This is a genomic window from Leifsonia sp. NPDC102414, from assembly GCF_044765685.1.
In the GTDB taxonomy this organism is placed as follows: domain Bacteria; phylum Actinomycetota; class Actinomycetes; order Actinomycetales; family Microbacteriaceae; genus Leifsonia.
Genome location: NZ_JBIWKN010000006.1, coordinates 55,462 through 80,946 on the forward strand (window position 1 = coordinate 55,462; position 25,485 = coordinate 80,946).

21 protein-coding genes are annotated in these 25,485 nt (G+C 60.9%); 7 read left to right on the forward strand and 14 right to left on the reverse strand.

Features of this window, described 5'->3' with window-relative positions; genetic code table 11:
* Positions 1–1,557: 1,557 nt before the first annotated feature.
* The 8 genes from ACIRCZ_RS18745 to ACIRCZ_RS18780 all read right to left on the reverse strand — a co-directional run bounded on the left by ACIRCZ_RS18745 (position 1,558) and on the right by ACIRCZ_RS18780 (position 9,253).
* Positions 1,558–1,914 (reverse strand): hypothetical protein, encoded by a 357-nt coding sequence (locus tag ACIRCZ_RS18745; RefSeq protein WP_402855908.1) that lies wholly within the window; start codon positions 1,912–1,914, stop codon positions 1,558–1,560.
* A gap of 345 nt (positions 1,915–2,259) precedes the next feature.
* Positions 2,260–2,832: a hypothetical protein gene (locus tag ACIRCZ_RS18750; RefSeq protein WP_402855911.1), complete on the reverse strand. Its 573-nt coding sequence runs from the start codon at positions 2,830–2,832 to the stop codon at positions 2,260–2,262.
* The gene (locus tag ACIRCZ_RS18755; protein WP_402855914.1) at positions 2,825–5,197 is read right to left on the reverse strand and encodes a glycoside hydrolase domain-containing protein; all 2,373 of its coding nucleotides are present in this window, start codon (positions 5,195–5,197) and stop codon (positions 2,825–2,827) included. Before ACIRCZ_RS18755 ends, ACIRCZ_RS18750 begins: the two co-directional genes overlap by 8 nt.
* Positions 5,198–5,336: 139 nt before the next feature.
* The gene (locus ACIRCZ_RS18760) at positions 5,337–5,903 is read right to left on the reverse strand and encodes a hypothetical protein (protein WP_402855917.1); all 567 of its coding nucleotides are present in this window, start codon (positions 5,901–5,903) and stop codon (positions 5,337–5,339) included.
* Positions 5,900–6,388, reverse strand: a complete 489-nt coding sequence (locus ACIRCZ_RS18765; RefSeq protein WP_402855920.1) for a peptidoglycan-binding domain-containing protein — start codon at positions 6,386–6,388, stop codon at positions 5,900–5,902. The genes ACIRCZ_RS18760 and ACIRCZ_RS18765 overlap by 4 nt, the downstream gene beginning before the upstream one ends.
* A 177-nt stretch (positions 6,389–6,565) precedes the next feature.
* A complete protein-coding gene (locus ACIRCZ_RS18770) occupies positions 6,566–6,856 on the reverse strand; it encodes a hypothetical protein (protein WP_402855923.1) in 291 nt (96 codons plus the stop codon).
* A 229-nt stretch (positions 6,857–7,085) separates the two neighbouring features.
* Positions 7,086–7,754, reverse strand: coding sequence for a S1 family peptidase (locus ACIRCZ_RS18775; protein WP_402855926.1), 669 nt, complete (start codon positions 7,752–7,754; stop codon positions 7,086–7,088).
* Positions 7,755–7,915: 161 nt separating this feature from the next.
* Entirely contained in the window at positions 7,916–9,253 is a 1,338-nt protein-coding gene (locus ACIRCZ_RS18780) for an InlB B-repeat-containing protein (protein WP_402855929.1), read from the reverse strand.
* Positions 9,254–10,133: 880 nt separating this feature from the next.
* Between ACIRCZ_RS18780 and ACIRCZ_RS18785 the strand changes: the two genes are divergently transcribed.
* Together ACIRCZ_RS18785 and ACIRCZ_RS18790 are read left to right on the forward strand one after the other, a co-directional pair.
* Positions 10,134–11,024 (forward strand): hypothetical protein, encoded by an 891-nt coding sequence (locus ACIRCZ_RS18785; RefSeq protein WP_402855932.1) that lies wholly within the window; start codon positions 10,134–10,136, stop codon positions 11,022–11,024.
* Between the two features lie 80 nt (positions 11,025–11,104).
* Positions 11,105–11,476: a hypothetical protein gene (locus ACIRCZ_RS18790; RefSeq protein ID WP_402855935.1), complete on the forward strand. Its 372-nt coding sequence runs from the start codon at positions 11,105–11,107 to the stop codon at positions 11,474–11,476.
* Here the strand turns inward: ACIRCZ_RS18790 and ACIRCZ_RS18795 are convergent.
* Both ACIRCZ_RS18795 and ACIRCZ_RS18800 read right to left on the reverse strand, forming a co-directional pair.
* A complete protein-coding gene (locus ACIRCZ_RS18795) occupies positions 11,442–11,927 on the reverse strand; it encodes a hypothetical protein (protein WP_402855938.1) in 486 nt (161 codons plus the stop codon). The two genes, ACIRCZ_RS18790 and ACIRCZ_RS18795, sit on opposite strands and share 35 nt — an antisense overlap.
* A gap of 151 nt (positions 11,928–12,078) precedes the next feature.
* Positions 12,079–12,435: a hypothetical protein gene (locus ACIRCZ_RS18800; protein WP_402855941.1), complete on the reverse strand. Its 357-nt coding sequence runs from the start codon at positions 12,433–12,435 to the stop codon at positions 12,079–12,081.
* Between the two features lie 274 nt (positions 12,436–12,709).
* Between ACIRCZ_RS18800 and ACIRCZ_RS18805 the strand changes: the two genes are divergently transcribed.
* Entirely contained in the window at positions 12,710–13,462 is a 753-nt protein-coding gene (locus tag ACIRCZ_RS18805; protein ID WP_402855944.1) for a YfbU family protein, read from the forward strand.
* Between the two features lie 852 nt (positions 13,463–14,314).
* Here ACIRCZ_RS18805 and ACIRCZ_RS18810 read toward each other — a convergent pair.
* Together ACIRCZ_RS18810 and ACIRCZ_RS18815 are read right to left on the reverse strand one after the other, a co-directional pair.
* The gene (locus ACIRCZ_RS18810; protein ID WP_402855947.1) at positions 14,315–15,028 is read right to left on the reverse strand and encodes a DUF3800 domain-containing protein; all 714 of its coding nucleotides are present in this window, start codon (positions 15,026–15,028) and stop codon (positions 14,315–14,317) included.
* Positions 15,029–15,119: 91 nt separating this feature from the next.
* A complete protein-coding gene (locus ACIRCZ_RS18815; protein ID WP_402855950.1) occupies positions 15,120–15,698 on the reverse strand; it encodes a hypothetical protein in 579 nt (192 codons plus the stop codon).
* A gap of 784 nt (positions 15,699–16,482) precedes the next feature.
* Here ACIRCZ_RS18815 and ACIRCZ_RS18820 point away from each other — a divergent pair.
* Positions 16,483–17,841: a hypothetical protein gene (locus ACIRCZ_RS18820; protein ID WP_402855953.1), complete on the forward strand. Its 1,359-nt coding sequence runs from the start codon at positions 16,483–16,485 to the stop codon at positions 17,839–17,841.
* A gap of 99 nt (positions 17,842–17,940) precedes the next feature.
* Here ACIRCZ_RS18820 and ACIRCZ_RS18825 read toward each other — a convergent pair whose 3' ends face one another.
* The gene (locus tag ACIRCZ_RS18825) at positions 17,941–18,537 is read right to left on the reverse strand and encodes a hypothetical protein (protein WP_402855956.1); all 597 of its coding nucleotides are present in this window, start codon (positions 18,535–18,537) and stop codon (positions 17,941–17,943) included.
* 972 nt (positions 18,538–19,509) lie between these two features.
* Between ACIRCZ_RS18825 and ACIRCZ_RS18830 the strand changes: the two genes are divergently transcribed.
* A complete protein-coding gene (locus ACIRCZ_RS18830; protein ID WP_402855959.1) occupies positions 19,510–20,925 on the forward strand; it encodes a leucine-rich repeat domain-containing protein in 1,416 nt (471 codons plus the stop codon).
* A gap of 1,444 nt (positions 20,926–22,369) precedes the next feature.
* On the opposite strand, the gene ACIRCZ_RS18835 is transcribed toward ACIRCZ_RS18830, so the two are convergent.
* The gene (locus tag ACIRCZ_RS18835) at positions 22,370–23,038 is read right to left on the reverse strand and encodes a phosphatase PAP2 family protein (RefSeq protein ID WP_402855962.1); all 669 of its coding nucleotides are present in this window, start codon (positions 23,036–23,038) and stop codon (positions 22,370–22,372) included.
* Positions 23,039–23,831: 793 nt separating this feature from the next.
* Between ACIRCZ_RS18835 and ACIRCZ_RS18840 the strand changes: the two genes are divergently transcribed.
* Both ACIRCZ_RS18840 and ACIRCZ_RS18845 read left to right on the forward strand, forming a co-directional pair.
* The gene (locus tag ACIRCZ_RS18840; RefSeq protein ID WP_402855965.1) at positions 23,832–24,332 is read left to right on the forward strand and encodes a hypothetical protein; all 501 of its coding nucleotides are present in this window, start codon (positions 23,832–23,834) and stop codon (positions 24,330–24,332) included.
* A gap of 190 nt (positions 24,333–24,522) precedes the next feature.
* Complete coding sequence (locus ACIRCZ_RS18845) at positions 24,523–25,404, forward strand: S1 family peptidase (protein WP_402855968.1); 882 nt, start codon at positions 24,523–24,525, stop codon at positions 25,402–25,404.
* The last annotated feature ends 81 nt before the right edge of the window (positions 25,405–25,485 follow it).

Below are 25,485 nucleotides of genomic sequence, written 5' to 3' on the forward strand. Positions count from 1 at the left end.
CGAGATCAGCAGACTTGTCGGCTGCTGGGGAGCGCGGTGATTAGTTTGTGGTCGCCGTCGGCCGCCCACGCTGCTTCTGCTCGGAAGGAGTAGACAGGGTTTCCTGTTTGACGTCTTCCAGAAACAGTTCGGTGTTGCTGCACCATTTGTTGTGTCCTGTGTCATCGGTGGCCGCTAGTCACTGCGCCCAGCAGGTGAATTCAGTGAACGCTGTTAACGCCGGAGTAGTACCCGTGCACGATGCCCCGGGCTAGCGCTACACCGCGACAGGCGGCGGCTCCTTCCATCGGCAGGATGATGTACGGGGGTGGCGGCTGTTCATTCGTTCTGGGTGGGGCTGATGAGCAAGCTGTTCCCACGAGCTCAGTCGTCCCTGCTGTCCCCGGGCGGGGTGAGGATCCAGCGGCGGAGAGCCGGCCAGCTGGCACGGATAGCTGATGCAATGGCACAGATGGCTGCGACCGCCAGCGTATCCGTGACAAGGAGCACCAACCACGACGGCGTGAGTGTGTATGAGCGATCGTTGCTACCTGTAGAGCACTCAAGCCCCGTAGGAAAAACGGATGGATGTATCGACTCGCACGTTGCGGCCCAGTCTTTCGCTGCATCGTCCTTCCATGCAACGGTGAAGCTAAGTGCTAGCCAAAGCGCCAGACACGTTCCCGCGGTCACAGCCAACAGGGTGGTCGATCTCCGCTTCGCGAGCTCGGACGATGCGGCTTGCTTGCCGGTACGTGCCAGGAGGGTTACTCCGGTGATGAGGGCGCCGATGCTGGTGAGGAGCCAGTTGGACAGCAGCACCATGTCAAACGATGAGGTGGCCGCATATGAGAGAGGGGGGCTCGCTGAGCTGCATACAAGCTGCGTGGGGAAGAGCTGCCGCGAAATGGTCACCTGCCCGGTGGCGACCCCCAATGGCGATCCGCATGTCTGTGCCAGGGTGGCGGGATGGAGCGAGAACGGATACAGCGCCAACGTCGATGACGCCCACCAGATGGCGAGGAACGCGACGCTGCAAAGAATCAGGCCTATGCCGGTTGACCTTCGGCGGATGGATGTCCTCAAAGCTGGATAGTGATTTGGTGGATAAGCGCTCGGGAAAGCTCGGCACGCTCGTCGTCGCTCGTGTCCGTGATGCTGATGCCCGCCTTGGTCAACAGGCCGGTCCGTAGCAGGCCGAACTCCGCGTCCTGGACCGTATACGCCAGCGCCTCATGGAGAGCATCGGCAAGGGCCTGACGATCGCTATTGAATCGCCTAATGAGGGCAAGGTCGTATCGCGAAGCGGATTGTCCGTTTGGTGTGTAGTACTGACGGATAGCGCTCGAGATACTGGGGGAGGGTCGGCCCTTAGGAGTTCTGCTCCGAGGTTTAGAGCATCGATGTCCTGGGTGAGGTCGTCCCACCCAAAGGAAAGGCTGTCACCTGCGATTGTCCCGAAATACGTCGTACCGAAATCGTACGGTGCCAAGTGTTGGGGGTTGTTCTTGATGTAATCGATCAGCCCGGCAATTAGATCAGCGGGATCGCCTGGCGAGGCGGTCATGGGTCGGCTCCTCATCCTGGTGGGGCTTGCGTGGGTTGAGGGACGAAGCTGGCAATTGTGATCGCGATCCCGGCCAGCGTTGAGAGCAATGAGGCGATGAACAGGCTTGTTAGGGTGATCACAGTTCCTTGAGGTGTTGCGACGACGCTACCCAGGTTGAGGTATTGGCAGGAGAGCTCGGTAGGCAACATGTTGCTGTGGTAGCCGTTGGGTATGGCGCCGGGTGGTGTGACCGCTTTGTATGTTGCGGAACCCTCCATGAACGGCCAAACGTGGATGAATGCGTACACCCACCAGACCGCGACTCCTGTGAGGCCGAGGATGATCATGGCGGCGCCCAACAGACGTGCCCAGCGACGACTGCTCATGACCTACTGAGGATTTGGTCGATGCGTGCTTGTGAGAGGTTCGCCCGATCAGAATCGCTGACGTCGGGTCCCTGGATGATGTGAGCGCGAATTGCCCACAGGAAGTCTGCGAAGTCATCAACGAATGTCGATGGGTAGTCGCTATCGCGAACGAATTTGGCCTGTGCGTCCGTGACCTGGTGCCCTTCATACCCATTAGCTGCGGGGTTGAGTGCCCACCGCCAGCTCGCATGTGTGGCTTGCCCGTGCGAGTTCATCGCAGAACTCGAGTGGCCACTGGCCTCTACTTTGCAGCGCCCAGGAATCGACACGGTAGGCATTAGTTGGTTCTCAACTATCGATCGTTTACCCTCGCCCGAGTCCGAGGTAGATGGTGATCGAGCCGTCCGGATGATGCACTTGGGCGGCGACGGCTTCGGTTCGGTAGGCGCCGAAGACGGTGTTCTTGTTGACTCGCCAGAGTGCATGCCGTAGGTCCGCGTCGGGGAAGTGGGTGCGCTGGTATCGGCTGGCGAACATGTCGACGTCCCCGTCGGCTGCTGCTGGAGGTTCGTAGTTTGGGCTGATCGTCACCGGGGATTGTGTTCCGGCAGGTAGTTGGACTTCGGCCCAGAGAAGGTAGTCGTTGCCGAGGGTCTGTTTGCCCGAGTTGCGGATCTGCGCGCTAGGTGGCAGGGAGAGTTGGAAGACATTCTCCACGACTGTTTTGGTGAGGCTGTCGCAATGGTCGGGTGCCGCGGTTGTACACGCAGCGGTGGCTTGCGCGCCGAGTTGGTGCTGCACGGAGGTGATAACCCACGCAGTGACCAAGCCCACGCTTCCACCGAGTAGCAGTGCAAGCCCGAGAGTGAGGATGAGTCCCCATCCGAGACCGTTGGTCGGGTCTGCGAGGCGTTTTCGTTGCTGTGTCTTAGCCATTCTCGGCTCGGCTACTGATGATTTGGGCCCATGCGTCGCTGAGTCCTTTGAGCTGGTCTTCGGTGAAGTCCGATACATGGACGCCGCTCGAGTAGAAACCGAGGAGCTTAGTGCGGGCTGCATTGAACGCGAGATGCTCGGCGGTGTCGCCGGGGAGGAGGAAGACCTGTTCTGCGCAGTTCTTCGCAGCGGCTAGGTCGCCGCCGAATCTGTTTGTCACGAAGTCGGCGTAGCGATGACGGAATCGGCCGTTTTGAATGTTCACGAGATCCCGGAAGAACTGGGCGATTGTCCTGGTTGAGTTGGCGGCGTATTCAGCTGCGTAGTTGAACCCGTCCGTATCTTGGATGAAATCGTCGTAGCCGAAGGAGTACTCGTTGGGTGGGAATGCCCCGATGCATCGCATGCCGAACTGCAAGGTGGTTTCGCCGGCGAGCTTGTGGAGGGTGTAGTCGGCGAGCGTGGTGACGAGGTCGCCGGCCCAGCCTCCGAGGTCCGTGAGGACTGGTTCCAGTCTGGAATCTGGTTGGTCATGGTAGAGGTTGCCGTTCATCGTTGCGAAGAAGTGGTTGAGGTCCATCCGCGCTTGTACGGCGGGTTCGAAATAGTCGACCGGAATCTGGATACCAGCTGCAGCTGCTGCATTGTCCACCTTGGTTATGAATTCGGGGTTCCTCTCTCCACCGAAGAGGATCCACTTCGCGTCGTCGTACTTTGTGCCGCGCATGTACTGGGCGATCAGAAGCGGGATACTCGTGATCTCGGAATGAGTTGACGCGAACTGTTCCGCTTGGATCTGTATCCACGCCAAGAACTTGAAGACATCTTCGTTGGGATCAACAGGGGGGTTTGTGTCGACAGTTCCCTGTCCGAGGTCTCGCCCGGAGGCCACATCCTTGTCGATGTCCACTGAGCTGTCTCCACTGCCGACGGTCAGCCCGTCGATCTGGTTGAAGGCCCAGTTGCCGGGGAGAGGGAACCCGAGATTGCCGGACCACCCGGTCGACAGGCCCGCGACGAAGCCGAGCTGTGCCAGACCGGCGTTGATTGCTCGGGAGCATACGTTGCGGGTGCCATACACTCCGACCGTGTAGGGGCTGCCGAGCAGTCCCAGGCCATCGCGGACTCCCCGGAAATACGGCAGGACCAGCTCGTCGATGTCGTCGTCGGTAGCGTCGAAATCGACGGCGAAGTAGATCACGGTTCCGTAGAGGAAGCCGTATCCGCGTGCGGCGCTGTCGGCGCTTTTCGCGTCGGTGACGCCTTGGTTGTAGGTGAACCAGGTTTGGTCGTCTCCGCCTTCTTCGAAGATGGGGAACAGGCGCAACCCTGCGCCGAAGATGGTGTCGAGTTCGCCGGGTTTGATGTTCTTGTCGAGGGCGCCGGGAAGCTGGTAGTTGGTGAGGTAGCGGCCGACGTATTTGTAGCCGGCGGCGACCAAAGCTTGTGCGCGGGCGGGGGTGATGGTGGAGGCCATGTCGGCGGCGGTGCCGGGCCGGTCGGGGTCGCCGGTAGAGACGAGGAGTTCGCACCAGGTGGCATAGTCGCCGATCCCGGTTTGGGCTGCGGCTTGGAATCCTGCGAATTTCTGGAATGCCAGGGTGACGGCGGAGTCGTCGGCATCGAAGGTGTCGTCGAAGTACTTCACTGGTTGCTGGTTGAAGATCAACGCCCCTTGGAACAGTCGCGCCCAGTTGCCTGCGGCACCCACTGTGATGGGGTGTGCTTTCAAGCCGGCCTTTGTGCCCGGGCCGAAGTTCCCGTTGGCGACTCCGTCGGCCATGCCGATCTCGTATTGGATCGCGTACAACAGGTAGGTTTGCACGTTCCGGGAGAACAGCCCGTCACAGGGTACGTAGAGGAAGTCTTCCCGGTCGATGTAGGTGGAGTTCATCCACTGCTGTACCTGCCGGGCCATCTGGTTCCCGCCGGGCAGGAGCACGAACGCGTCCATGTTCAACAAGGCACGGAACAGTTTCGGGGTCACATCGTAACTGGTGAAGACATGGCCGTTCATGTCTTTCAGCAACCCTTGGATACCTTGCTGGGTTGCCCGGTCCCACACCCCATCGATCTGTCCGCCGCTATACCCCTTGCAATACAGGGCGCACTGGATCAGATGCGTGAACCGGTCAGTGGTGTTCGTCGCAGTGAAATCACCATGGGCTTGTAACAGACGCCACGTCGTGGGCCCGAAACTGTCGACTACGGGGCTGATTCCGAGCTCGTGCTGAAGCCCTTCGATCAGACAGTCGATGGTCTCCCAACCGGTTTCCCCATCCTCCGGGCATGGCGTGTACCCATCCACGCCGGCGTAGGTGGCATTCACCCATTTCTGCGCCTTTAACACCATCTGATCCACCATGGGGCCTCCTAAGGTAGCGAGCTTGAAGGAAACCAAGCCAGCCAGCGAAGACGGGATTCAGGTGCCAGACTTCGCCAAACTTCACCCGTTGGTTAGGCGAAGTATCGGGGACTCCGGATCGGTTGAGGTCTGGGTTTGGTCATTTGGTGGCCCAGGTCGCGTATTCGGTGAGCTCGGTGAGTTCCGCCCCGTTTTCTGGAGTTCTGGCGGCGCGGTCTTCGATTGAGTGAGCCCGCTCCGTGCAAGCCGTGATCTGTGTCGCGCAGTTCGCGGTTCGGTACGTTCCGGAGCGGTAGAAGGTGGCGGCCAGCCGGTGAATGGCCAGGTTTACCCTGTCCTGGGCGTCATCAAGTTTTGTGATCGCTTTGCGTCTCGCTTGGGATTGGCGGCCGGGAGACCCGGCTGTGTTCGCTGTTGCGAGAAGGTCGCTGACCGCGTCCATGGTGTTTTCTAGGGAGGTTGTGGAATCCGCTAGTGGTGCCAACGCGTCGGTGGGAAGGATGCGTTGGGCTGGGGTGAGGAACGCTTGAACAGCGTGCAGCAGTGTTGATGTGCTCACTTGTTCAGAGTCGATGCGCTCCGCAAGACGAACGCTGGAGGCGGCGTGCGGCGTCGCACCGGATTGCACGCACCCGCTCAGCAACAGAGGCGCCGCAATGACCCCGGCTATCGCCGCCAGCAGTGCCCTGTTTGAGCGGCCGTTCACCAGCCTCCGAAGAACATGGTGTTCAGCTCCCGGCAGTCGCCTTTCCAACTGTTCGGCCCCATCACACCATCGATCGGGCCGGTGTATCCGCCATCGCGGGCCATCCGCTGCATCGCTTCGTAGGTCTGCGGTCCAGGGATACCATCAATCGCACCGGCGTATCCGTCAAAGTTGCGAAGATACACCTGGAATCCCTTCCAACTGTTCGGCCCCATGATCCCGTCGCTTGGGCCGGTGTATCCGCCTTGGATAGCTGCGAGCTGTTGCACTTCCGACCAGAAGCATCGGTCCGGCGTACCAGTTGCCCATGTATAGCTCTGATGCTGATACGGCGGCGGTGAGCAGTCGTAATCACCAAAGCCCTTGTCGTGTGGCCCCGATTCCGCCCACGACGCTGGGGCGGCCTGCGCCGCCGTGGCGGTTGCAGCCAGCGGCATAGTGAGGCCCAGAGCGATTGCGCTGATTAGGCCGAGATTGGATCGCATCAAATCAGGATCGGTCGCGTGCCCCTTGTCGTCCCCCAGAAACCAGGCCAAGGGTGCTCAGATTCACCCCCTAGCCTCCCGGACAGTCTTTTCCCGACACGGTGCATGGCCACAGATTGGTCTGGGTGGCCTGCGGCGTCGGCGGCGTCTTCTTCGCCTCAGGTAGGCGCCGGTTGCCTAGTCCGGGTGATCAGCGTCTCGGGCCTCGATAATGCGGCGTGCTAGGTCGCAGTTGATTGTGTGTTCTTCCGGGGTGCGGCCCCAATCTTTGAAGTGGGCCCAGGCGTAGCGTTCGGTTGCGCCGGTGGTGACGGGCCGGTCGAGCTCGTGGGCGATTCTGCGGGCGAGTGCACGCCAGGTGCTCAAGGGGATGTGGATTTGGTCTGCGTCGACGTGAACGCCACCGGTGAGAAGTCCGAGCTTGATGTGGTCGCGCAGCCGCTGCAGATCGTCGTCGGGGTGGGACATGCTGTGATCCTAACCACGAACGACAGGGCGGGTTAGAACGATCGGTGTCATGTAAAACCAGCATTGGCTCGCTGGACTGACTTCGATCGTGAACGGCGTGCTCGGGCTGGCAGAGGCTCTGAGTAGGTTCCATAGGGTGGGTTGTTCAAGCGCGTGACGGTACAGGTTCACAGGGGCTCCGAAGTGTCGTGGATTCCGATCGCCGCTGGATGCCAGGGGTTGCGTCTGTTTAGATTCCCGAGGTTGAGCGGATCCACTCCCTGCTTGCGCCGATGTTCGCGTAGAACGAGTTGCCGTTCATCTCTCCCAGAGAAGTGCCCGTGGAGAGGGTTCCGATAAGTTCGGTTCCGATAATGAGTGGGCCTCCGGAGTCGCCAGGCATCGAGGCTCCTGTTAGGCCCTGCACCTCGATCGTTGGCCCGTCCTGTCCTCCAGGATTCGCCCCGATCACGCGAACCTCTGCTCGCTTCAACGAGTGAGGTTGCTGGTCAGCGGCCCCGAAACCAAAACCATAAATAGTGCCCTGATCGCCCACATGAACGTCATAGGCGCTGGCCAACCGGGCGTAGCCGGCTGGGACCGTGATGAGGTGTTCCAAGTTCAGCAGAGCCATGTCCGTGTCGGGCGAGACAAAGATAGCCGTACTGGTAACGGACGGAGATCGGGGAGGGTAGTTGTTTGTTGGGAAGATGCGGATACGCGATGGAGTTTGGAGATAGTCGGCCACTGCGTGCCGGGCGGTGAGGATCCAACGGCCAGAGATCAGATTCGCCGTGCACCAGAAGTGATCATCAAGCCAGAGCTGGGCAAGCCACGGCATGATCGGTGCGCTTTCACCGCGGGTGATCCGTTCGTGAGGATGCTTGTCATCAGGTTCTGTCGTCTTGTTTTCGGCCATGCGCACAGGTTTCCACGGATGGGGCGCCAGGCGTTCGTGGTCATGACCCACGAGCCTGGGTTCACCCGCGACTCTCAATTTCGGTGGACGGGCGCGGACGCCGCTCCGAGGTTGGGGATGCTGAGGGCGGTGGCGTGTGCCACCGCCCCAACCATTTGGCGCTACTTGTGAGTGTTCGAGCGTAGCTGTCGCAAGCTGAGCAGTGCGCCGCCGAGGAGGATGGTGCCGGCTGCTACCCAGAGGACCCAGAGGGGGAACTGGCTACCGGTGTGGGCCAAGGTTCCCGTCGGGGTCGACGGGTTGCCTGTGGCGGGGGTGCCGGTCGATGGGGAGGGTGCAGGGGCGGGTGTGGATACTGCCATCCAGTGGGCATACAAGGTGGTGTCTGCGGTCACCGGAGTGTTGAAGTCCCAGGCGGATCCACTGGTTGCGGCGGTGAACCATCCATCAAAAGTGGACCCTGCTCGGGTTGGGTCGGTGGGCTTGGTTGCTTTCTGGCCGGGTGTCACGCTTTCCGGCGCGACCGCTGATCCGCCCTGGGTGTTAAAGGTGACGGTTACTGGTGCCGCCACATACGTGAACCCGTTCGTGGAAGTGGTATCGCCGCCCGGGTTGAGCACCACCACACTCACCGGCCCCGCCGTGTGTGCTGGGGTGGTCACGGTGAGAGAGGTTCCCGCGGGATTGACAGTGAGGTTCGCGCCTGGAATGCCGCCGAAGTCGACCTGTGTTGTATCGGTGAGGGCGGTTCCCGTGATGGTGACCGCTGTTCCTCCTGTGGTGGGGCCCGACCCAGGGTTGATTGCGTTTATGGTCGGGGCGATCGCTTTGACGGCGATCACGGAAACGGTTCCGGTGTCCACGTTGGCGACGTACGCTTTCGTCCCGTCCGGGGTGATTGCGACGGAATCCGGACTTACGCCGGTGTAGTTAGCGATCGTGCCCGTTTGCTTCTGCTGGGCGACATCAATCACCGATACCGTGCCATTCCGGCAGCTGGCGTACACCGTGGAGTCGTCGGGGGTGAAGGCAAGGCTAGCGTAGCCGACGCCTTGGGTGTATCCGGTGACGGTGCCGGTTTGAGTGTTGGTGGCGGTATCGATCACGGCGATGGTGCCGTCCCCACTGCTGCTCACGTATGCCTTCGTTCCATCGGGTGAGAACGCGATGTTACTTGAGTCGGTTCCGGTGCGGCCGCCGATCGTGCCGGTTTGAGTGTTGGTGGCGGTATCGATCACGGCGATGCTGTTGTTTAGCTGACTGCCCACGTACGCTTTCGTTCCGTCAGGAGAAAACGCCACGCTGTAAGGGCGACCGCCGGTGTATCCGCTGACCGTGCCGGTTTGAGTGTTAGTGGTGGTGTCTATGACGGAGACGATGTTGTTGTAGCTGGCGACGTACGCTTTCGTCCCGTCCGGAGAGAATGCGACCTGCCACGCGATGTTGCCGGTGAAACCACTGACCGTCCCCGTCGAGGCATTCGTTGCTGTGTCGATCACGGCAACTCTCCCGCCACTATCGGCAACATAGGCCTTCGTCCCGTCCGGAGAGAATGCGACGGAATCCGCGCTACCGGAATACCCGCTTACATTACCGGTCTGCGTGCCCGATGCAACATCGATCACGGACAATGGTCCATTGGCTTGGTCGGTGACGTAGGCCTTGCTCCCATCCGGGGAGATGGCGACGGCTCCCGGCAACGTCTGTGCTGAGTAGTTTGCGACGGTGCCTATCTGCGTGTTCCCGGCCGTTGCGAACGCGGGAGACGGCAGTAGGGCCGTAGAGGCCACCGCAACGGCTACTACGGCAACAACGCCCAGCGACTTGGAGCGGACAGAATGAGAGGTGGGCACTGGGGTAACTCCTGACGCGGGATGGTTGTGACGCACTGCGTCAGCCATTCTTCCGAGAGAGACGTCCTGCGTACAGGCTTGAGGGCACCTGGGTCCGGTCTTAGCCCTAGCTTTCACCCAGAGATTCGGCATACACGCTATGACAAGCTGCAGTACCAGAGACCCGCGGAAGTAGTGATTTCAAGCCGGCCAGTCCCTCGGGGCTCACTTCCCAGGAGCCAACAAGGGGGGCAGTCCGTTCTCAATTCAGTTGGCATGGCTGACCGGGGATAATGCCATCTAGGTTGCGACAACCGAGCGCGGTTTGTCTCGGTTTGGTTGGCATTTCCATCTTCTGATTGTCCGGCGCGGGGTGACGCGATCATTCGCGGAATGCGAACATAGCGAGGTTATCTAGTGTGGGGTGTACTCGAAGCTGAGCACACTCAGCTTCTCTCGTTGGATGGGTGTTTGGGCTTGGGGTGAAGTGGGTCGCGTATCCGTGCGGACCGGACGGATTTGCCGGCGCCGCATTTAGGCTTTCGCGGTGAGTGCAGGCGAGCCCGGTCAGGGGCGGGGAACGCATGGGTGGTGGCGCCGATGGTTTGCGGTGTTGGTGCTCTTCACAGCGTTGGCGGGGGATTTCTGGCGGAATTTGATCAGTTGGCCAGGGTTCTTTGTGCTCGCCTTCTTACTGGTGGCGGGTTGTAGCGTTCTTCTGATCCGCGCGAGACGATTCGTCTCTTTGCGTCAGGGGCCAATGCTCATGGCTGTTTTTCTGGTGCTAGCGACTGTTTCGATCGCGTGGTCGGCGTATCCGGTGGCGTCGGTGCTGGGCGTGGTGGCGCAGTGGTCGACAACGGTTGTGGCGGTGTGGTTGGCGGTCTGTTTGAGCTGGGCGGAGATCGTCAGGGCGCTGGCGTCGGCGTTGCGCCTTGTTCTCGGTTTGTCTCTGCTGTTTGAACTGGTTGTGGCGGTGGTGGTTAGGCATCCGGTGTTGCCGTTGTGGGTGGATCGGGGTCCCGGGAAGCTGCCCGCGGCGTTCTTCTGGAGCAGGGATCTGTTGCTCCACGGTGGTCAGATTCAGGGCGTCGTGGGCAACAGCAACCTGTTGGGCATGGCTGCGCTGCTGGCGTTGATCGTGTTCAGCGTCCAGCTGGCCGCTGGAATGGTGGGCCGGGTCACGGCTGCCTGCTGGGTGCTGGTCTCTGTGGTGTGTGTGGCGCTGACGCGGTCGTCGACGGTGACGGTGGCCGCAGTAGTCGTGGGGATTGTGGCGGTGTTCGCGTGGTGGTCTGGCCGGGTCGGTCCTGGTCGCCGCAGACCTGTGGTGTTGACGGCGGTCGGGATGCTGTTCGCTGGCGGGGAGCGGTTGTTGCGTTCTGGGCGCGGGTTCCGGTGTTGCTGGGTAAGAGTGCCGATTTCACCGGGCGGGTAACGATCTGGGAGTCCGTCCTTCACCTGATCTCGCGACGCCCCGTGTTCGGATGAGGGTGGGTCAGCTATTGGGCCCCGTGGGTGTACCCGTTCAAAGGGCTTGCCGAACGGTCGGGAGTCACGTACCTGCAGGCGCACAACGGATGGTTGGACGTGTGGTTACAGCTCGGCGTAGTGGGGCTGAATGTGTTCGTGTTGTTGGTGTCGACCACGGTCGTGCGGGCGTGGCGATTCGCGACCGCGCACACGGCGGGGGTTGCGCCTCAACTGTGGCGGCTTGTCCCGATCCTGGTGTTGGCGGCGTTGATCGCGCAGAGCGTGGCGGAGAGTCGCATGCTGGTGGAAGGCGGCTGGGTCCTGCTTGTACTGATCGCCGTCAAAGCGACCATCGAAGACCGACCTGAGATGGCCGAGACCGTCAGTTCACCCCGGGTAACTCGAGCGGGTTCTTGAAGCACGCAACAGCGGCAGGTTTGCGCGTGCTGAACGTGAAGGTGTTCTCGCGCATTTCCTGCTCGTACCTTTTCGGAGTGTAGGACTTGGCGACGATCCCGTGTTTGATGAGACACTTGACGACAATGGTCGCCTCGTTCAGGTGTTGAGGGTTGCGAAGCATGCGTCCGTAGAGGCCAGCGATCGCTTCGAACGGGGGTTGACACGACTGAAGAGCCGGGTCGATCACCTTCTCGTCCTGAGTGTTGCCATTCGTGTTTGGAATCGAGAAACCTCCACCGCGACCGTCAACTTTGACGGTCGCGTTTCGTGCAGCCATACACGCGACGAAAGTCGCGCCTGCAGCGTCAGAATCCGCAGTGGTAATGACGCTCGCGGCCAACACTTTGCGAACGGTCTTGTCGGTGCTGGTCTGATACTGTGCGGCGAATTCTGCCGCCCAGGGACCCACGAACGAGGTCCCGTCGGCGGTTGGCGTCGACGATCGAGGGGCTGCTGGGGGCGGAGCCATGGCACATCCGGCCATGCCGGCGCCTAAGAGGACCGTCATGGTTGCCGCGGTCAGGAATCGTGCCTTTATCGGTACTCCGCCCTCCAACGACTTAGGGAGTGCGGATGTTGACGGTGTAGCTGTATACGGTCACGGGACAGTTCGGCTCGTAGGACCATTCGCCGGGACCGGCCCAGTTGCCGTACTGCCATCCGGCGGGCGACTGGAGTTTGTGCTGAATGTGGGCGGTGGAATCCGCAAAGTCATATGCGCTGTACGTGTGCAGCGAGTAGTGCGCGGCAGCCTGTGCCGGAGCTGCTGCCAGCAGCCCACCCAAGCTCACAACCGCGGCCGCGCCGATAACGGCAGAAATGCGCGCTTTCGAAATCTCCCCTTCAACAGGCGGGGACGGATCTCCCCACCGCGACGCTAGGGTCGTCGGCTGCGCCCATGCCAATGCGATCTGCATCCCGTATCAATATCACCCGGAAGCGATCCAATGAGGCATGTCGCGGTGTAGCCCGCCAGGTGGTTCCGGTGCGTGCGGCACGGTTAGTCATGACCATGGTGGAGTAGCAGGGAAGCGCGAATCAGTGCTGGTGCGGTGCGGTATCAGGGGCGGGTGCATCGCAAATAACAAAAGATCATCTGCTACATCCACTTCCTCTACGCGTGCCGTCAGATCGATTGGGTGTACTCTTGTAATACGAGAAGGTAATCTCGTAATACGATAGGAGTAGGTGATGCCCACATTGAATGTGAGGTTGGACGACGATCTTGCTAGAGACCTTCGGATGCTCGCCGAAAGCGAAAAGCAGTCGATGAGCGAAATGGTCCGCGATGCCGTGGCCGCCCTGGTGCGCCCAGTTGTTGAAGTAGAGAGGGGGAGGCCCGGCGACGAGCGGGCGCCGGAATCGTTGCGCTTCATGGATCGTAAAGTCCTCGCGATGCTCCACCGGATCCTTGCCCTGGCCGCTGATGGTGATACTGAAGCGGCTGACGGCGATCGCGTAGACCACCTCCAACGTGCGAAGGTACTGGAGCGAGGGTTCGCGGGAGAGTACTGGGGGGAAGCTGCAGGCTTCGCGACGGAGCTAAGCCATCGCGATTGCGACCGGGTATTCGAAATCATGGACATGTTCAGGACCCTGAACTCCAGCATGCTGCAGCTTGAAGTGGACGGGTCCCACGTCGGCGACGACTTGAACCGCAGCCTCACCTTTGGCGGGTTCGATCACAACGATGGTCTCGAGGGCCACATGGCTGACTACGTCAAGTATCTGACCGAGACCGATCGCTACACCGACCTCATCCCGGCTATCGAGTCACACGATAGGGGCAACTCGCACATGCGGATGCTGGACGTGTACTCGCGTATGCTCGCCGTCTACCGACCGATCTGGACATCGAGGTCGCGCGGCTACCCCGACGGGTTGCTGTCGATCGAAGAGCTAAAGCAGATCGCAGCGGCCCGCGTCCACCCTTCGAACCGATGAGAGACGAGCTGGTAAGCGACGCAGAATCCCCAGATTCTTTTCACGGTCTCCCAGCGGTCCAGAGCGCCGCTGGCCGACATGCAGTAACCCAGGATGGAAATGTAGTTCGGGCGCGCAAAATGGTGTGCATTGGAGCCTTGCTAGAAAGCTGATCGATTGCAAGAAGTAAAGCCGATCAGCCTTCATTCTGACATAATATCTATTATCGGCCATAAATGATTGGGGCATTTAAGCTTGACGCGCGACCGTGTGTGTGCGCCAGGCGCGCCCCGATCAGGGTGATGCGACAGCGTTCCTTGATGAGGCTGCAGGCTGCAGGTGGCAGGTGGCAGGTGGCAGGTGGCAGATGGCTCGATGATGACCGCGTGCACTGCTCATTGTTTGCAGTTTCTGGGGCTGGTAGAACGACTCGACTAGCGGCTGGATCCGGGCAACCCTCCGCTGAACGCCCGCATCGAATGACCCTTCTTGGCTGCTTTCCTCGCTGCCTTCTGCTCATTCGTCGGTGGCTTCCCTCCCGGGCACCAGCGACGGTCACCCTGGAAGAAGTGCGCCACGAACGTTTGCTCACCCACAAGCCACACCTGCTGCAGGTGGCACACAGGGCATTCGCGCTTTCGGCTCGCCATGCGGCGAGGATATCGCCTATCGCGCTGAGGAGTGTGTAGATCGTGACGAGCACGAGCGGCTTGAGGATTAGGGCGGCGAGGAAGCTAAGATCGAGGAATTGCCGAGGCCTCTGTAGATGCCGCCCTCGATGTAGCGATATCGCAGTATCGACATTCGGGTCAGGCTCGGCTAGAATCAATGGGCAGGCTCGCCCCACTCTCGTGGATTGGCGGGCCTAGCTGTTTAACCCAATTGCTGCGGCTCTCTGTCTGGGTCGAGCAGCGACAGGTAGTTCCGATACCAGTCCCAGGCGAACTCGTTGTACGGGTGAGCATTGACGTGGGCGTGCGCTGAGTATGCCACCAAGTCGGCCATCTGAGTCCACTGGGAACGCTTAGAGTCGTGGAACATTGGGTCTTCAATGATGTGTCTGGTGTCCAGCGCGAGTGCGCGGTGTGCATTGAAATAGGAGGGATCGGAGCCGTCACCGTCCATGCTGACGAAAGCGAAGTCACCAATCGCGCGATGTTCGTCATCCCATCTTTTGACGAGCTCCGCATACACGCGGCCGCGCTCTTCGTAGTACTCCGTTCCGCGGAGGTCCGTCTGCTCCCACACCGCACCAATGCGGATGTGTGGGCAGTCCAGCAACGTCTCTAGACACCGCCGCGCAACCTCTCGGCCGAGATCCTTCCAGAGCACCGTAGTATCGCGCATGAATCGCGCTGGAGGGTTTGTAGAGATTCGCCCGCGGCCCTGCGCGTATTCGGTGGTGTGCAGTTCCTGCGCGGGCGGAATCGCATAGTCACGCCATAGTTCCTTGCGAAGTTCCAGCCATTTGCGCAGCGCCAATCGCCACTCGGCTGGTGAACACTCAACCCAGCCATAGATGATCCAGCCGCGATTCGGGTCACCAGAGTCATCCACATAGATGAGTCGAGAGAGCGCGCCTGTCATACGTTCAAGCTACTAGCCACCTACTACAACTACAGTCGACACGAGATGCTTTTGGTGGGCGCCTGCCGAGGGGTTACGGCTCGTTCTCTCGTCATTTCAGGCGCAGTATGCCGAGGATCGTGGCCAGGATGACGCCGGCGATGACGGTGGTGGCGATCCCGCCGATCCATCGCCAGACGCCGGCGTGAACTTCACCGCCTCCTGAGTCGCTCGAAGAGATCCCGGTATCGGAGATCTCGATCGATCTCCCCGCCAGGTGAGCCTGCAGGCCGGGGTTCTTCGTGATTCCCTCGGCCAGCGATGACCGGAAGTCCTCGACGGCGACCCGGTCTCGTCCGCTGATGTAGATGTCGATGCTCGGCCGGGTGCCCCAGTACGCGTAGATGGAGACGAGGTCGACTTTCGCGCGACCGATCGTCATTCTGATCGAAATGTCGAGGGAGAGCTCTGGCGCTCCAGCGCTCTCCATTGCCGCCCGCAGCTGCTCGAGAGTCTTGCGATAGTACGTGCGGTCATTCGCCGTCCGACCGGAGTAGTTGGCGATCCAGGTACCGCGAGCAAGCTTCTTGTATTGGGCACGACTGGCATCTTTGGCGACTCGCACGACGTCCCACAGTGCTGCCCTGCCCAAATTCTCGATGCGAATTGTGCAACGAAAGCTGTCCGTCATGCACACAGGCTATTCGGTGAAGCCTCCGCTGCGGGCTGACGCAGGTGCCGCATCCTGTAGCGGAGCCGCCTTCGGCGTCTCGCGGGGCCGTCCGCCGCACCCTACGGGCCGCGGCGCGCAAGCGCGCCCCGAACGAGAAAGCGGAAAAGTCGCCACAGGGTGGAGCTGTCGGAGGTTCGACGTCCCCGGCGCTGGCGTGCTCTACGGAGCCACCGACCCAGAAGGAGGTTACGCCGAGACTCTGGCGGGGTTCCGTCCGCGCGCGTCCATGATCGTGGCGCTCTCCCGGGTCGGTGCCGACCCCGGCCGGGTTGGGCCAGGTGAGGTCCGGCGAGTTGGGTGACCACGCGGCGCCTGCGCGCATTCGACGTCGACGGCTCTCTCCCGTTTGTCAACTTGGAGGCACCTGAGACGCACACCTTCCTCACCGGTGAGGCGGCTCCGATCCTGCTGCACGAGGGAGTGGAGGACTTCGACGTCGCAACCGTGCGCGGCCCCAATCGACTTTTCACGCGCGCGATCGAGCTGGCTCTACTCGCGTACGAACGACCACGGCGAACCCTTCTATGCAGGCGTCCGCTATGTCTCGCGTCTCGGCGACTTCGAGTGTTGGGCAGACTTCGACGGCACCCCTGTCGAGCTCCGCAGCTCCATCGAGTTCGACCCGTCCGATCGTGTGCTGCGTTCCGTGCTTGCACTCTACGAAATGACGGTCCGATGACCGAACCGAAGTCGCCGTCGGTGCATCGCGTGCGAACGCCCTGACGGTGACAGAATCGCTGGCGTGAATGACTTCGTTGGGGCCCCGAGGCCGCGCGTACTCGCCGTCGGCCTGACCGAGAAAGAACTGGAGCAGATCAAACCACTCGCGGGCAGTCTTCGGGTCACCGAGAACCCCTACTCGGAGTACCCCGAAGAACACGACGTGCTCGTCATGACGGATGGCCAGTTCCACGATGCAGCGAATCTATTCAATCGCCGACTGACCTTCGCGCCGCCCGTCGTGACAGCGGAATCCGGCATGGGAGTTGCCATCATGTCCAGTGGGTTCGGCTCGACTGTTGCACCTTTCACCAAGAGCACCATCCAGACCCGACCCGCCCTACAGCTGGAGGTGACCGCATTCGCCACCGAACTTGGGTTGGCATCGCTGGTGCGGAGGAGTTGTATCCCATCTGAGGGACACCGCTACGCAGGTTTCAGATTGCCGGTTCATCCGTACCGGGAGGCGCATGTCCTGCTGCAGGAGCGTCTGGATCGTCCGATGGTCTTGGCAGCAATTCTCGAGGATGCGGATGAGTTGTCAGGTGAGACTGATTCGGTGTTCTGGCTCCCCGATATCGCACGAGCCGAACTCATTGAGTGGGTGCAGCAGGCATTCGCCTGGTGGCGACAAGCCGAGCCAGAGATGTTTCCGCAGACTGCTGAATGGGCACGTTCTGAGGAATGGGCGGCGCCGGACGAACTCGTCGCAAGAGCCGGGCTTGCAGAGTTCGAGCTCGCCGAGACACAGCGTCTCGAGCAGGTCGAGGTGGAACGGCGGAAGTTGGGCGACGCACTCGAGAACGCAGTCGGTACTGGTGAAGGATGGCGGGTGCTCCTCTCCGGGACGGGTGACGAGCTCGCCGCGGCCGTTCGGGAGTCGCTCGAACTGCTTGGCTTCACGGTGGCTGATTCGGATGAACTCCCCCAGCACAAGGGGAAGAAGCGCGAGGATCTCCGGGTGACAGACGCGAACTGGGTCGCGCTTGTCGAGGTCAAGGGGTATACCGGCGCGGCGAAGTCGAACGATCTGTACCAACTCGGCGCAGCCGCGACAGCTTACGCCTCACACGAAAAAGGGGGTCCGGATGCGCTGTGGTACGTCGTGAACACCTTTCGCGAGATCGACCCATCTCAGCGGCCCACAGCGCTTGCCGACAGGAGCGACGATCTACAGGCTTTCGCGGACTCCAACGGTGGATGCCTCATCGACACACGGGACCTTTTCGTCCTTCGGCAACGTGTGGCACTTGGAAAACTTGACCCTGCGGACGCGCGGAGTCTCCTGCGCAGTGCCAGTCACGTAGGATCCGGAAGATTCTCAGTAACCTTCGAGGGCGAAGACCGGCGACCAGGGAGCCTTGCGGCGGATCGAGCGTGATCTGCGCGTCATCGCGTCCTGGTATTTCGGGTCTTCCATGTCGGGCCAGTACAGGGTTGCCGTGAAGAGCATCGAGTGCACGCCTCTGTCGTGGAGGCGTCAGCCTTGGTTGATGCGGGCAACGTCATGGTCAATTAGCTTCTCGAGATACGGCTGCGTAAGGCCGATTGGTTCTTCCACACCGTTGTCGCTCATGAATGCGCGCCATGCCTGCCACGCGCCCCGAGCCAGCTCCAGACCGTCGATAGTCGTCTGACTCTCAGGTGGATCGTTTTGCAGTCGGTGGGCGATCGTGACGTAGTGTCCTGCCCTTGTCGTGCCGTCCTCCCAGATGTACGCAACGCGTGCATTCGAGCCATCTCGCTTGAAGTGCTTCCATGTGTTCGCGTAGTCGCGACAGATTCGAAGTTCGGCGCTGCTTTTCATAACAGTGCGCACCTCCTTGGCCAGCGCAAGCTGATGGGAGAAAGCCTCGCCAAGGTGATTCGCGTCGATCAGGAGGCTGTTCATAATCGCCCACAGGTCGGTGTTTGACTCGATCTGAGCGCCTTCGTAAATATCCTGGAGGCGAGCGAGGTACTTCGTGACTAGTAGCCAGCGGGCCTCCCAGCCCCACCCGCCGGTGTACTGAACCGATACCTGTGCGCTCAGCCCAGCCTTGACCTCGATCACTCCGCTCACGGGAAGCTCATCCATGAACGGAGTCTCGCACGGCCTCAAGAGGCGGGGAAGCGCGGAAGATGCCCCTGGCGTGCCACTGCGGTTCCGTCGCGGCCGCGGAGATGGCGATAGAGAGCGTCGATCCGTCAGTGTGCACCTGGTGGCTGGATCCGGCGTACAGGGCGCCGTCCGGGAGAGTTCGGCGATCACTTGATGCGTGGGCATTCGATTCTCCCCCAGCTTCGCGCCCCGCATCCTCCGCCGGAGCTGTCCCCTGCACGACGGCGCGCGTATGCCATCAGCTCACCGCCGGCGGCCGAGGTCGCCCTGTTCGCGGGTCCAACCCGGCCATCCACCGCCCACGTTGTTTCGCCGGCGTCACGATCCTGCCGTCCGGCCCGGTCGCCGGCGCACGGAAGTCGGCCCGAGGGCTGGAGTTCAGGGCCAGCAACATGAAAACGTACGGCGGATCGTAGGACTATCCGCTCGTTACGAGAGATTACCTGCCACCGGGTCCAGAGCCCTGGGATGTGTTCGTCCCTCGGCTCCCTTGGTGCTGGACCAACCGCATAAGAGTTACCACCCGACGCTCCACCCAGGGGTCAGGAGCAGGCATCCAGGCAGGCGAGGTCGCCTTTCGTTCTGGGGGCGGGTGCATAGCGATCGCGGACACGGCGGGCCAGCCGGTGATTGTTAGTGGCTCTGCCGCGTCAAAAGACTCGCACCTCGAGGCGTTGGGGGTGAAAGGACCCGGTTTGAGGCCTCGGTGGCCGACCTTGCTGTCTTTGGATTCGAGGATTGGGTGGCCCGCCATCAATTGCCGGAACTTTGAGGTTTGGGAACATTATGAAGACAGCGTCACGTGAGAAGGAATTGAGGCGGCTGGGTGGTCTTTTCGCGATAGCAATGGTGTTGGCGGCATTCGTCGCACCATCTGCTGCCTTTGCAGCTGAGTCTTCAGGGACCGGTGTTCATCCTGGGCTTGTGGCTGGGGACCCTGTATCAGGGATGGACCCGAACCTTGAAGGCGCTGTCGATGAGGAGCTGAGTAAACCACCGAGCTATGTCCCGACTGAGGGTGACATGGCTTCGCTCACTACGCTGAGCTACCGAAACAATTCGAGTGATCTGAGTAAGAACGTCGCTACGTTGCAGGGTTTGCAGTTCGCGACCCAGCTGACGTCGTTGTCGGTAGTCAACCACTCGAGCAATGGCGCTCCCCCGTTCTCCGATCTCGCCGCGATTGGGAATCTCACGGGACTGACCTCTTTGAATATCTCCGGTAATGTCAATGACGCCGGTTTCAGCGACTTGAGTGGTCTGACGAATCTGGTCAATCTGACCCTCGCGGGGAGCCCGTCGATCTCGAGCCTTGCCCCAACCGCCAACATGAATGCTCTGCGGCGGCTCAGTCTTGGCCTCAACTATGTGGGGGGATGCGAGACTCTCAGCCCCTGTGGTCACATCACCGACGTTTCGCCGCTCGTCCAGTCTCCTAAGCCCGACCTTCAAGAACTGTATTTGGGCGGGCAGCGGATCTCCGATATTAGCCCGCTGACCAGTGCGGACTTGCCTGCCCTCAAAACCATTGACCTCAATTCGAACAACGTCGCAGATATTCGACCCCTGAGCGGCCTGCCAAAGCTGACCCTGACGAGCTCCGCTCTGTACCAGGCGCTGCCGCGCGGCACCCTCTACGTTCCTGAAGGAGCGAACGATTTCTCGTTCGACTCCGCGACTATTCCGAACAAGCCGATCAGCTTCGATGGCAGCGCTCCACCGCTGACCCCTAACCCGTACGATGGCCCGACATACGCGCTTGCAGGCAGCAAGGTGCATTTCACGGGTCTTACCGATGCGACCAGCAAGTTCATCCTGGCTTGGGACGGTGGCCAGGATAGTCGCGGAGTCAGATTCAGCGGCTACTATCGCTACGCCATCGCGCGCGCCACTTACACAAACTCCTCCCCGAAACCGGGGGCGGTGGGAACCAAGTACGGGTTCCTGTTCACCGTGACCGCGGGTTTCGCGCCGGTGGCGTTCAAGCTTGTCTCCGGGACCGTGCCCGGTCTGTCTCTACGGACGGACGGCCGACTCGTCGGTATACCCACAGCGAGCGGCAACTTTGCGCTGACAGTGCGCGCTACCGACGCCTGGGGCAACAACATCGACAAGAACTACAACCTCAACGTCACAGCCGCCGCCCCAAGCACAAGCAGCCCCGGGACCGGGACACACACCAACCACGGCGGTTTGACGAACGGCACGGCCGGAAGCCTTGCTAACACGGGGTCGGACATCCTCTGGACAAGCCTCGTCGGTCTCGCCGCCACAGTCGGAGGAACGCTCCTCCTCGCCACCCGCCGCCGCAACACACATAGCCATCGCCGCACTCGGGCGTCGATTGGCCCAGGCTTTGGATGAACGCGCTGATCGACCAAGCTGCCCCCACCGCGCAGACGAGCGCAAACGCCACGAGTGCGAGGCCCCACCACTGGAGCGGACGATTGCGCGGTTGGGAGTTGGGGCGAGTCATTCGTCGTGACCAACACTTTGTGGGTGCAGAAGCACATAGGCGAACGCGTCTGCCAAGTCCGTTAGTTCTTGCTGGCTGACGATGTGCGCACTCCAGTCTCAGGGAGTCGTGCGATAAGTGCCGAGGAGTTCGCTCGGGGTTGTCTCCGCCGAAACGAGAATCCAAGAGTCTTCGATTCCGGACATGAGCCGATCGGCTTCGAGAAAGCACCTTAGGTGCTGAGCTCTTTCGGTTGACTGACGCAATTCGAGTGATGGCACGTTGCCCTCGCTGGTCCGTCCGGCTCGGTCCGGATTCCACTCGTCGGAGACCACAACGGGGAACCTGACTGCAGCAGATTGTGTAGCGGAACCGTCGAGCTCATTGATGTGGAGGTAATGCATTGAGATTCCCTTCTCGAGAAGGTTGGCGTGACTGAAATGACATTGCCACCGGTACGGTTTGCGCTTCATCTTGACGGCAAGGCAACCGCCAGAGTAGTGATCGCACTTCGGCAGCTCGTATTTCGACCGGTTTCGCGACGACTTGTTGGGAGACCCAGTTGGCTACTCCTCCGTTCGTTGGCACCGACCGACGTCCAAACGAAGTCGACTTCGCACATGAGCGTGGGTGGACTATTGAACTTAAGCCCCCAGCTCACACGGCTTGGCGCGGTAACTATGAGCGTTATCCGGCCTGCTCTCGCCCGTCGACAAGTGCGGCAACAGCTGTCCGGGCCTGACGCCAACGGCCGTTCGACGACAATCGATTCACCCATGTGGTCACGGTAACTTCGCGCCTGTATTTGGGAGCTCCGGACCTGGGGAGTGGAGATTTATCACCCTGAACGGTCGGGGCGTGATTGGCGCACTCCCCCGACGCGGCGTGGCTAGGGTCAGTAGCAGACGGTAGAGATGGTCAGCTGAGACCGACGCACCGTACACGGCCTGTAAGAGGTGGGGGCTGCGGCGGTAGAGGGGCCTTGACCCTGTCTGAGCTGGTCGACTAGGTGAACTACGCCAGGGATGTCGGCTGGTGTGACGTTTCGAGGTTGCAGAGACATCCCCGGCGGAGGGTGAAGAGGCGGGCGCGGTGGCACGAGTTGGTCGGCGTTGTTGGGATGAAGGATCGCTTTCCCGACCGCTAGTTGCGAATCGAACACCAGCAGCGGTGGCGCAGTCTGGGTGGGAGATGTGGCTAGTGGCTGGTCCCGATCGTCGCGAAGCTCGGTGTTCCAGCCTCGACCGTTCACGACTTCGCCACTACGGTCGGAAGCTGGCTGCCGGGCCACGCTCCCCACCTCCATCACTACAACCACCAGCAATCGTTAGCCAGGCTGCCTGTGCAGTATTACTAGGGCTGCTCGATCTGGTGCCTCGGATTCGCGGCCACCTTTCGCATGATTCGCCAGTCCCAGATGCCCGCAAAGAGAAGTGCGCCCGCAACTCCGTTGAGAATTCCTCCGATGACATCGGAAACGAAATGCAGCCCTAAATACATGCGAGACCATGCAACGACAAACACTATGGCCACGCCGATGAGCAGAGTCGCTGCAACGATTCGACGGGGTGTAACCATGACTAGGACAGTGACTACGGCAGCTGCAAAGACAACATGGCCACTCGGAAAACCAGACGTCATCGGTGCGACAGGTAGTTGATGCTCTAGGTGGGTCATCATTGGTCGCGTTTCCCCGACCGTCGACTTGATAATCACCGCCGTAAGCCAGCCCAATCCGGGAACTACTGCCACGCCGATTGCGTTCCACCGCAACCAGTAGAACGAGATGGCGAAGAGAACCAGAAGTATGCAGACCACCACGATTGGTCGATCGAGATAGTCCAGCACTAATGCAACCTCATCCAGAAGCGGAGAATGCATTCGATTGACAACTCCGTCGAGTTCCTCGGCTCTAAGGAATGCGACGGACTTGCTTGAGAATCCAAGCGCAAGCGTTAACGCAATCAATGCGACTGCCCAACTCATCCAGCGCTGTGGGAGGCGAAAAAGGCGTGGATTCACAACGGTGAGGCTACGTCATCCCAACTGCGGAGCGGCCGAGCTAGGTTCGCTTACCTGCGAGGATGCTCAGTCGCCGGCCCAATTGCTCAAGTCGGGAGCGATCACCGTCCGCGAACGCGTCAAAGAGAAGCGTCAAGCTTCTTGACGACTACTTGAGGCAGGGCTCCCAACGTCCTCCTGACATGACGGCAGGCGGTGCGTCACGAGTGATAGCAAGTCCCGCACTGGATTGGGCTAATCGGACCCTATCGGGGTCCGCCAACTAAGACCGCGATAGTCGCAGCCCCAATCAGGCTCACAGCCGCCAGAATAGTCAGGCCGTATCGCCAGCCGACCGCCGACGCCGCACGACCAACTTCACCCTCATCATCAATGGCCGTGCTATCGATGGCCGCATTCGCGCCGAATCGGGGACTCGTAACAAACTCGTTGGCATCTGGGCGGGGGCGGTAAGTTTCATTGTCTTCGGCCATGGCGGCTCCTTTGCTTCCGGCTTCTCGATAGCATCGTTCGGATCCTCAACCGGGCCGAGCGTTTCGTACCCAGCAGATTCACCCAGATGCCAGCGGCTAGTCACGACATCTCCTCCGCATACACGACACCGGCCACAACGCCTCTCTCTGACCTCTTACCGTGACGGTTGTGGTCTACGGCTGACGCTCCCATACATGGGTATTTCACGTGTTCCCGGCTGCCGTATCGCTCCTCATCGAGGGTGAAAGCGGCTGGCTTGTGCGGCAATTGGGTTGCTCATTTGTGGCGGTGCGCACCATTGAGTGAAAGGACACTCACTATGACAGTTACTGACGTTCCCGCAGGGCGGCAGACAAGGACCAAGGCACCCACCCCGGAACTAGAGTCTGATTTGCAGTCGTGGCCGATCCCGGGTGCGTCCCCAGCAGAAGAATTCGGTATCGGCCTGCCGTTGACGTTGATGCGTTGGGTTGGCGGCGTCCACGGGCACGAGCTACGCACGGAGACGGGGATTCTGCGCCGTGACACAGCGGCGGAGTGGATGCTGCAGGTGGGCGGTGTTGTGATGATCCGCCCGAAGCGCGTATGGCGTGCCCGTCTGGAAGCCATTCTGGTCCCGGACAGGATTGCTCACATCACTGCGAACATTCCCCGCGGCGATGGTAAAACGCAAACCCGTATGCTTTTGCGGCGGGCAGGGTTCCTTAGCGCCTATCGGGCCTGCGGGCTCCGCCAATACGCAACCATCCGACAAGAAGAGCACCCTGGTGCGGTGACGTTCACCATCATCGACCAACTCAGAACTCCAGCCACCATCTAACCCATCGCACGGTTGGCGGCGATCTGGCCGCTGGTGGCCGTCGAGGGCCACAGGCATGGTGGGTCGTTGCGAGATGGTTCTAGTGGATGACCTCGGATAATCCCCGAGGTGGATGAGGCCCTGCTGGAGAAGCTGTCTAGTTGAGACTATGAATATTAATTGGACGTTGCCCCATCCCCGCGTTCGCCGGATGAGCAGCCGGAAACGTGCCGTTCTAGCCGGAGGCTCTTCGGCCTTGATCCTTGCCGTAGCTTTGGCTGCCGCCCCCTCGGCGGCATCAGCTTCCGTGGTCTCTCCTTCTTCACAATCCGGACCTGCATACAACATTGTTGGCGGGACGCCAGCGGCCGCAGGCGCCTACCCTTTCATGGCGTCGATACAGGACGACAAAGGTCACCACGTCTGCGGCGGAACCCTCGTCGCACCATCGGTCATCATGACCGCTGCCCATTGCGTTGGCGGTCAACGGATCGTCCCAGAACTGGCCCATCAGGTACGCGTCGGGGTAACGGACCTAACCGATCCGGTCCAAGGCATCCAACGAGGAGTTGCAAGCATCGTCCGGCACCCACTCTTTGACTTCCCTGCAGCCCACGACGATCTGGCGTTCCTACTTCTCGACAGTCCGGTCACCACAGTGCTGCCCGAGCCGCTCCCTCCCGAAGACGATTCGACTCCTCCCGCGGGACAATTGGGCATCGCCTTGGGTTGGGGACAGACGTCCCCAACGTTCGATGAACAGCCGCGTCAACGCTCAGCACATCTGATGAAGGCCGGGCTCCCCTTCCATCTCAGCACCGAATGCACTGACGGGCAGCCAGCCGGCGGGCCCCAAGGTGATACCGCCGATGGTGTGCTCTGCGCTGGAGGAATCCCGGGAGTGGGAATCTGCCACGGAGACAGCGGCGGGCCGCTCCTCTACGACGGCATGCAGGTCGGGATCGTATCTCTGGGAGCGAACCCCTGCGGGAGCGACCTCGATGTATTCACCAAACTGTCCTCCACACGGCTATGGAACACCCTCCACCTCTCACCCGAAGGCGACGCCGTCGCGAAAATTCTAAACCGCTAATCGGAGCCCCTGGCGGTGATGAAAACACACGCGTCTCGCCCGGGAGACGAGATGACGCAGAGGGGCCACCATCCCCACCTC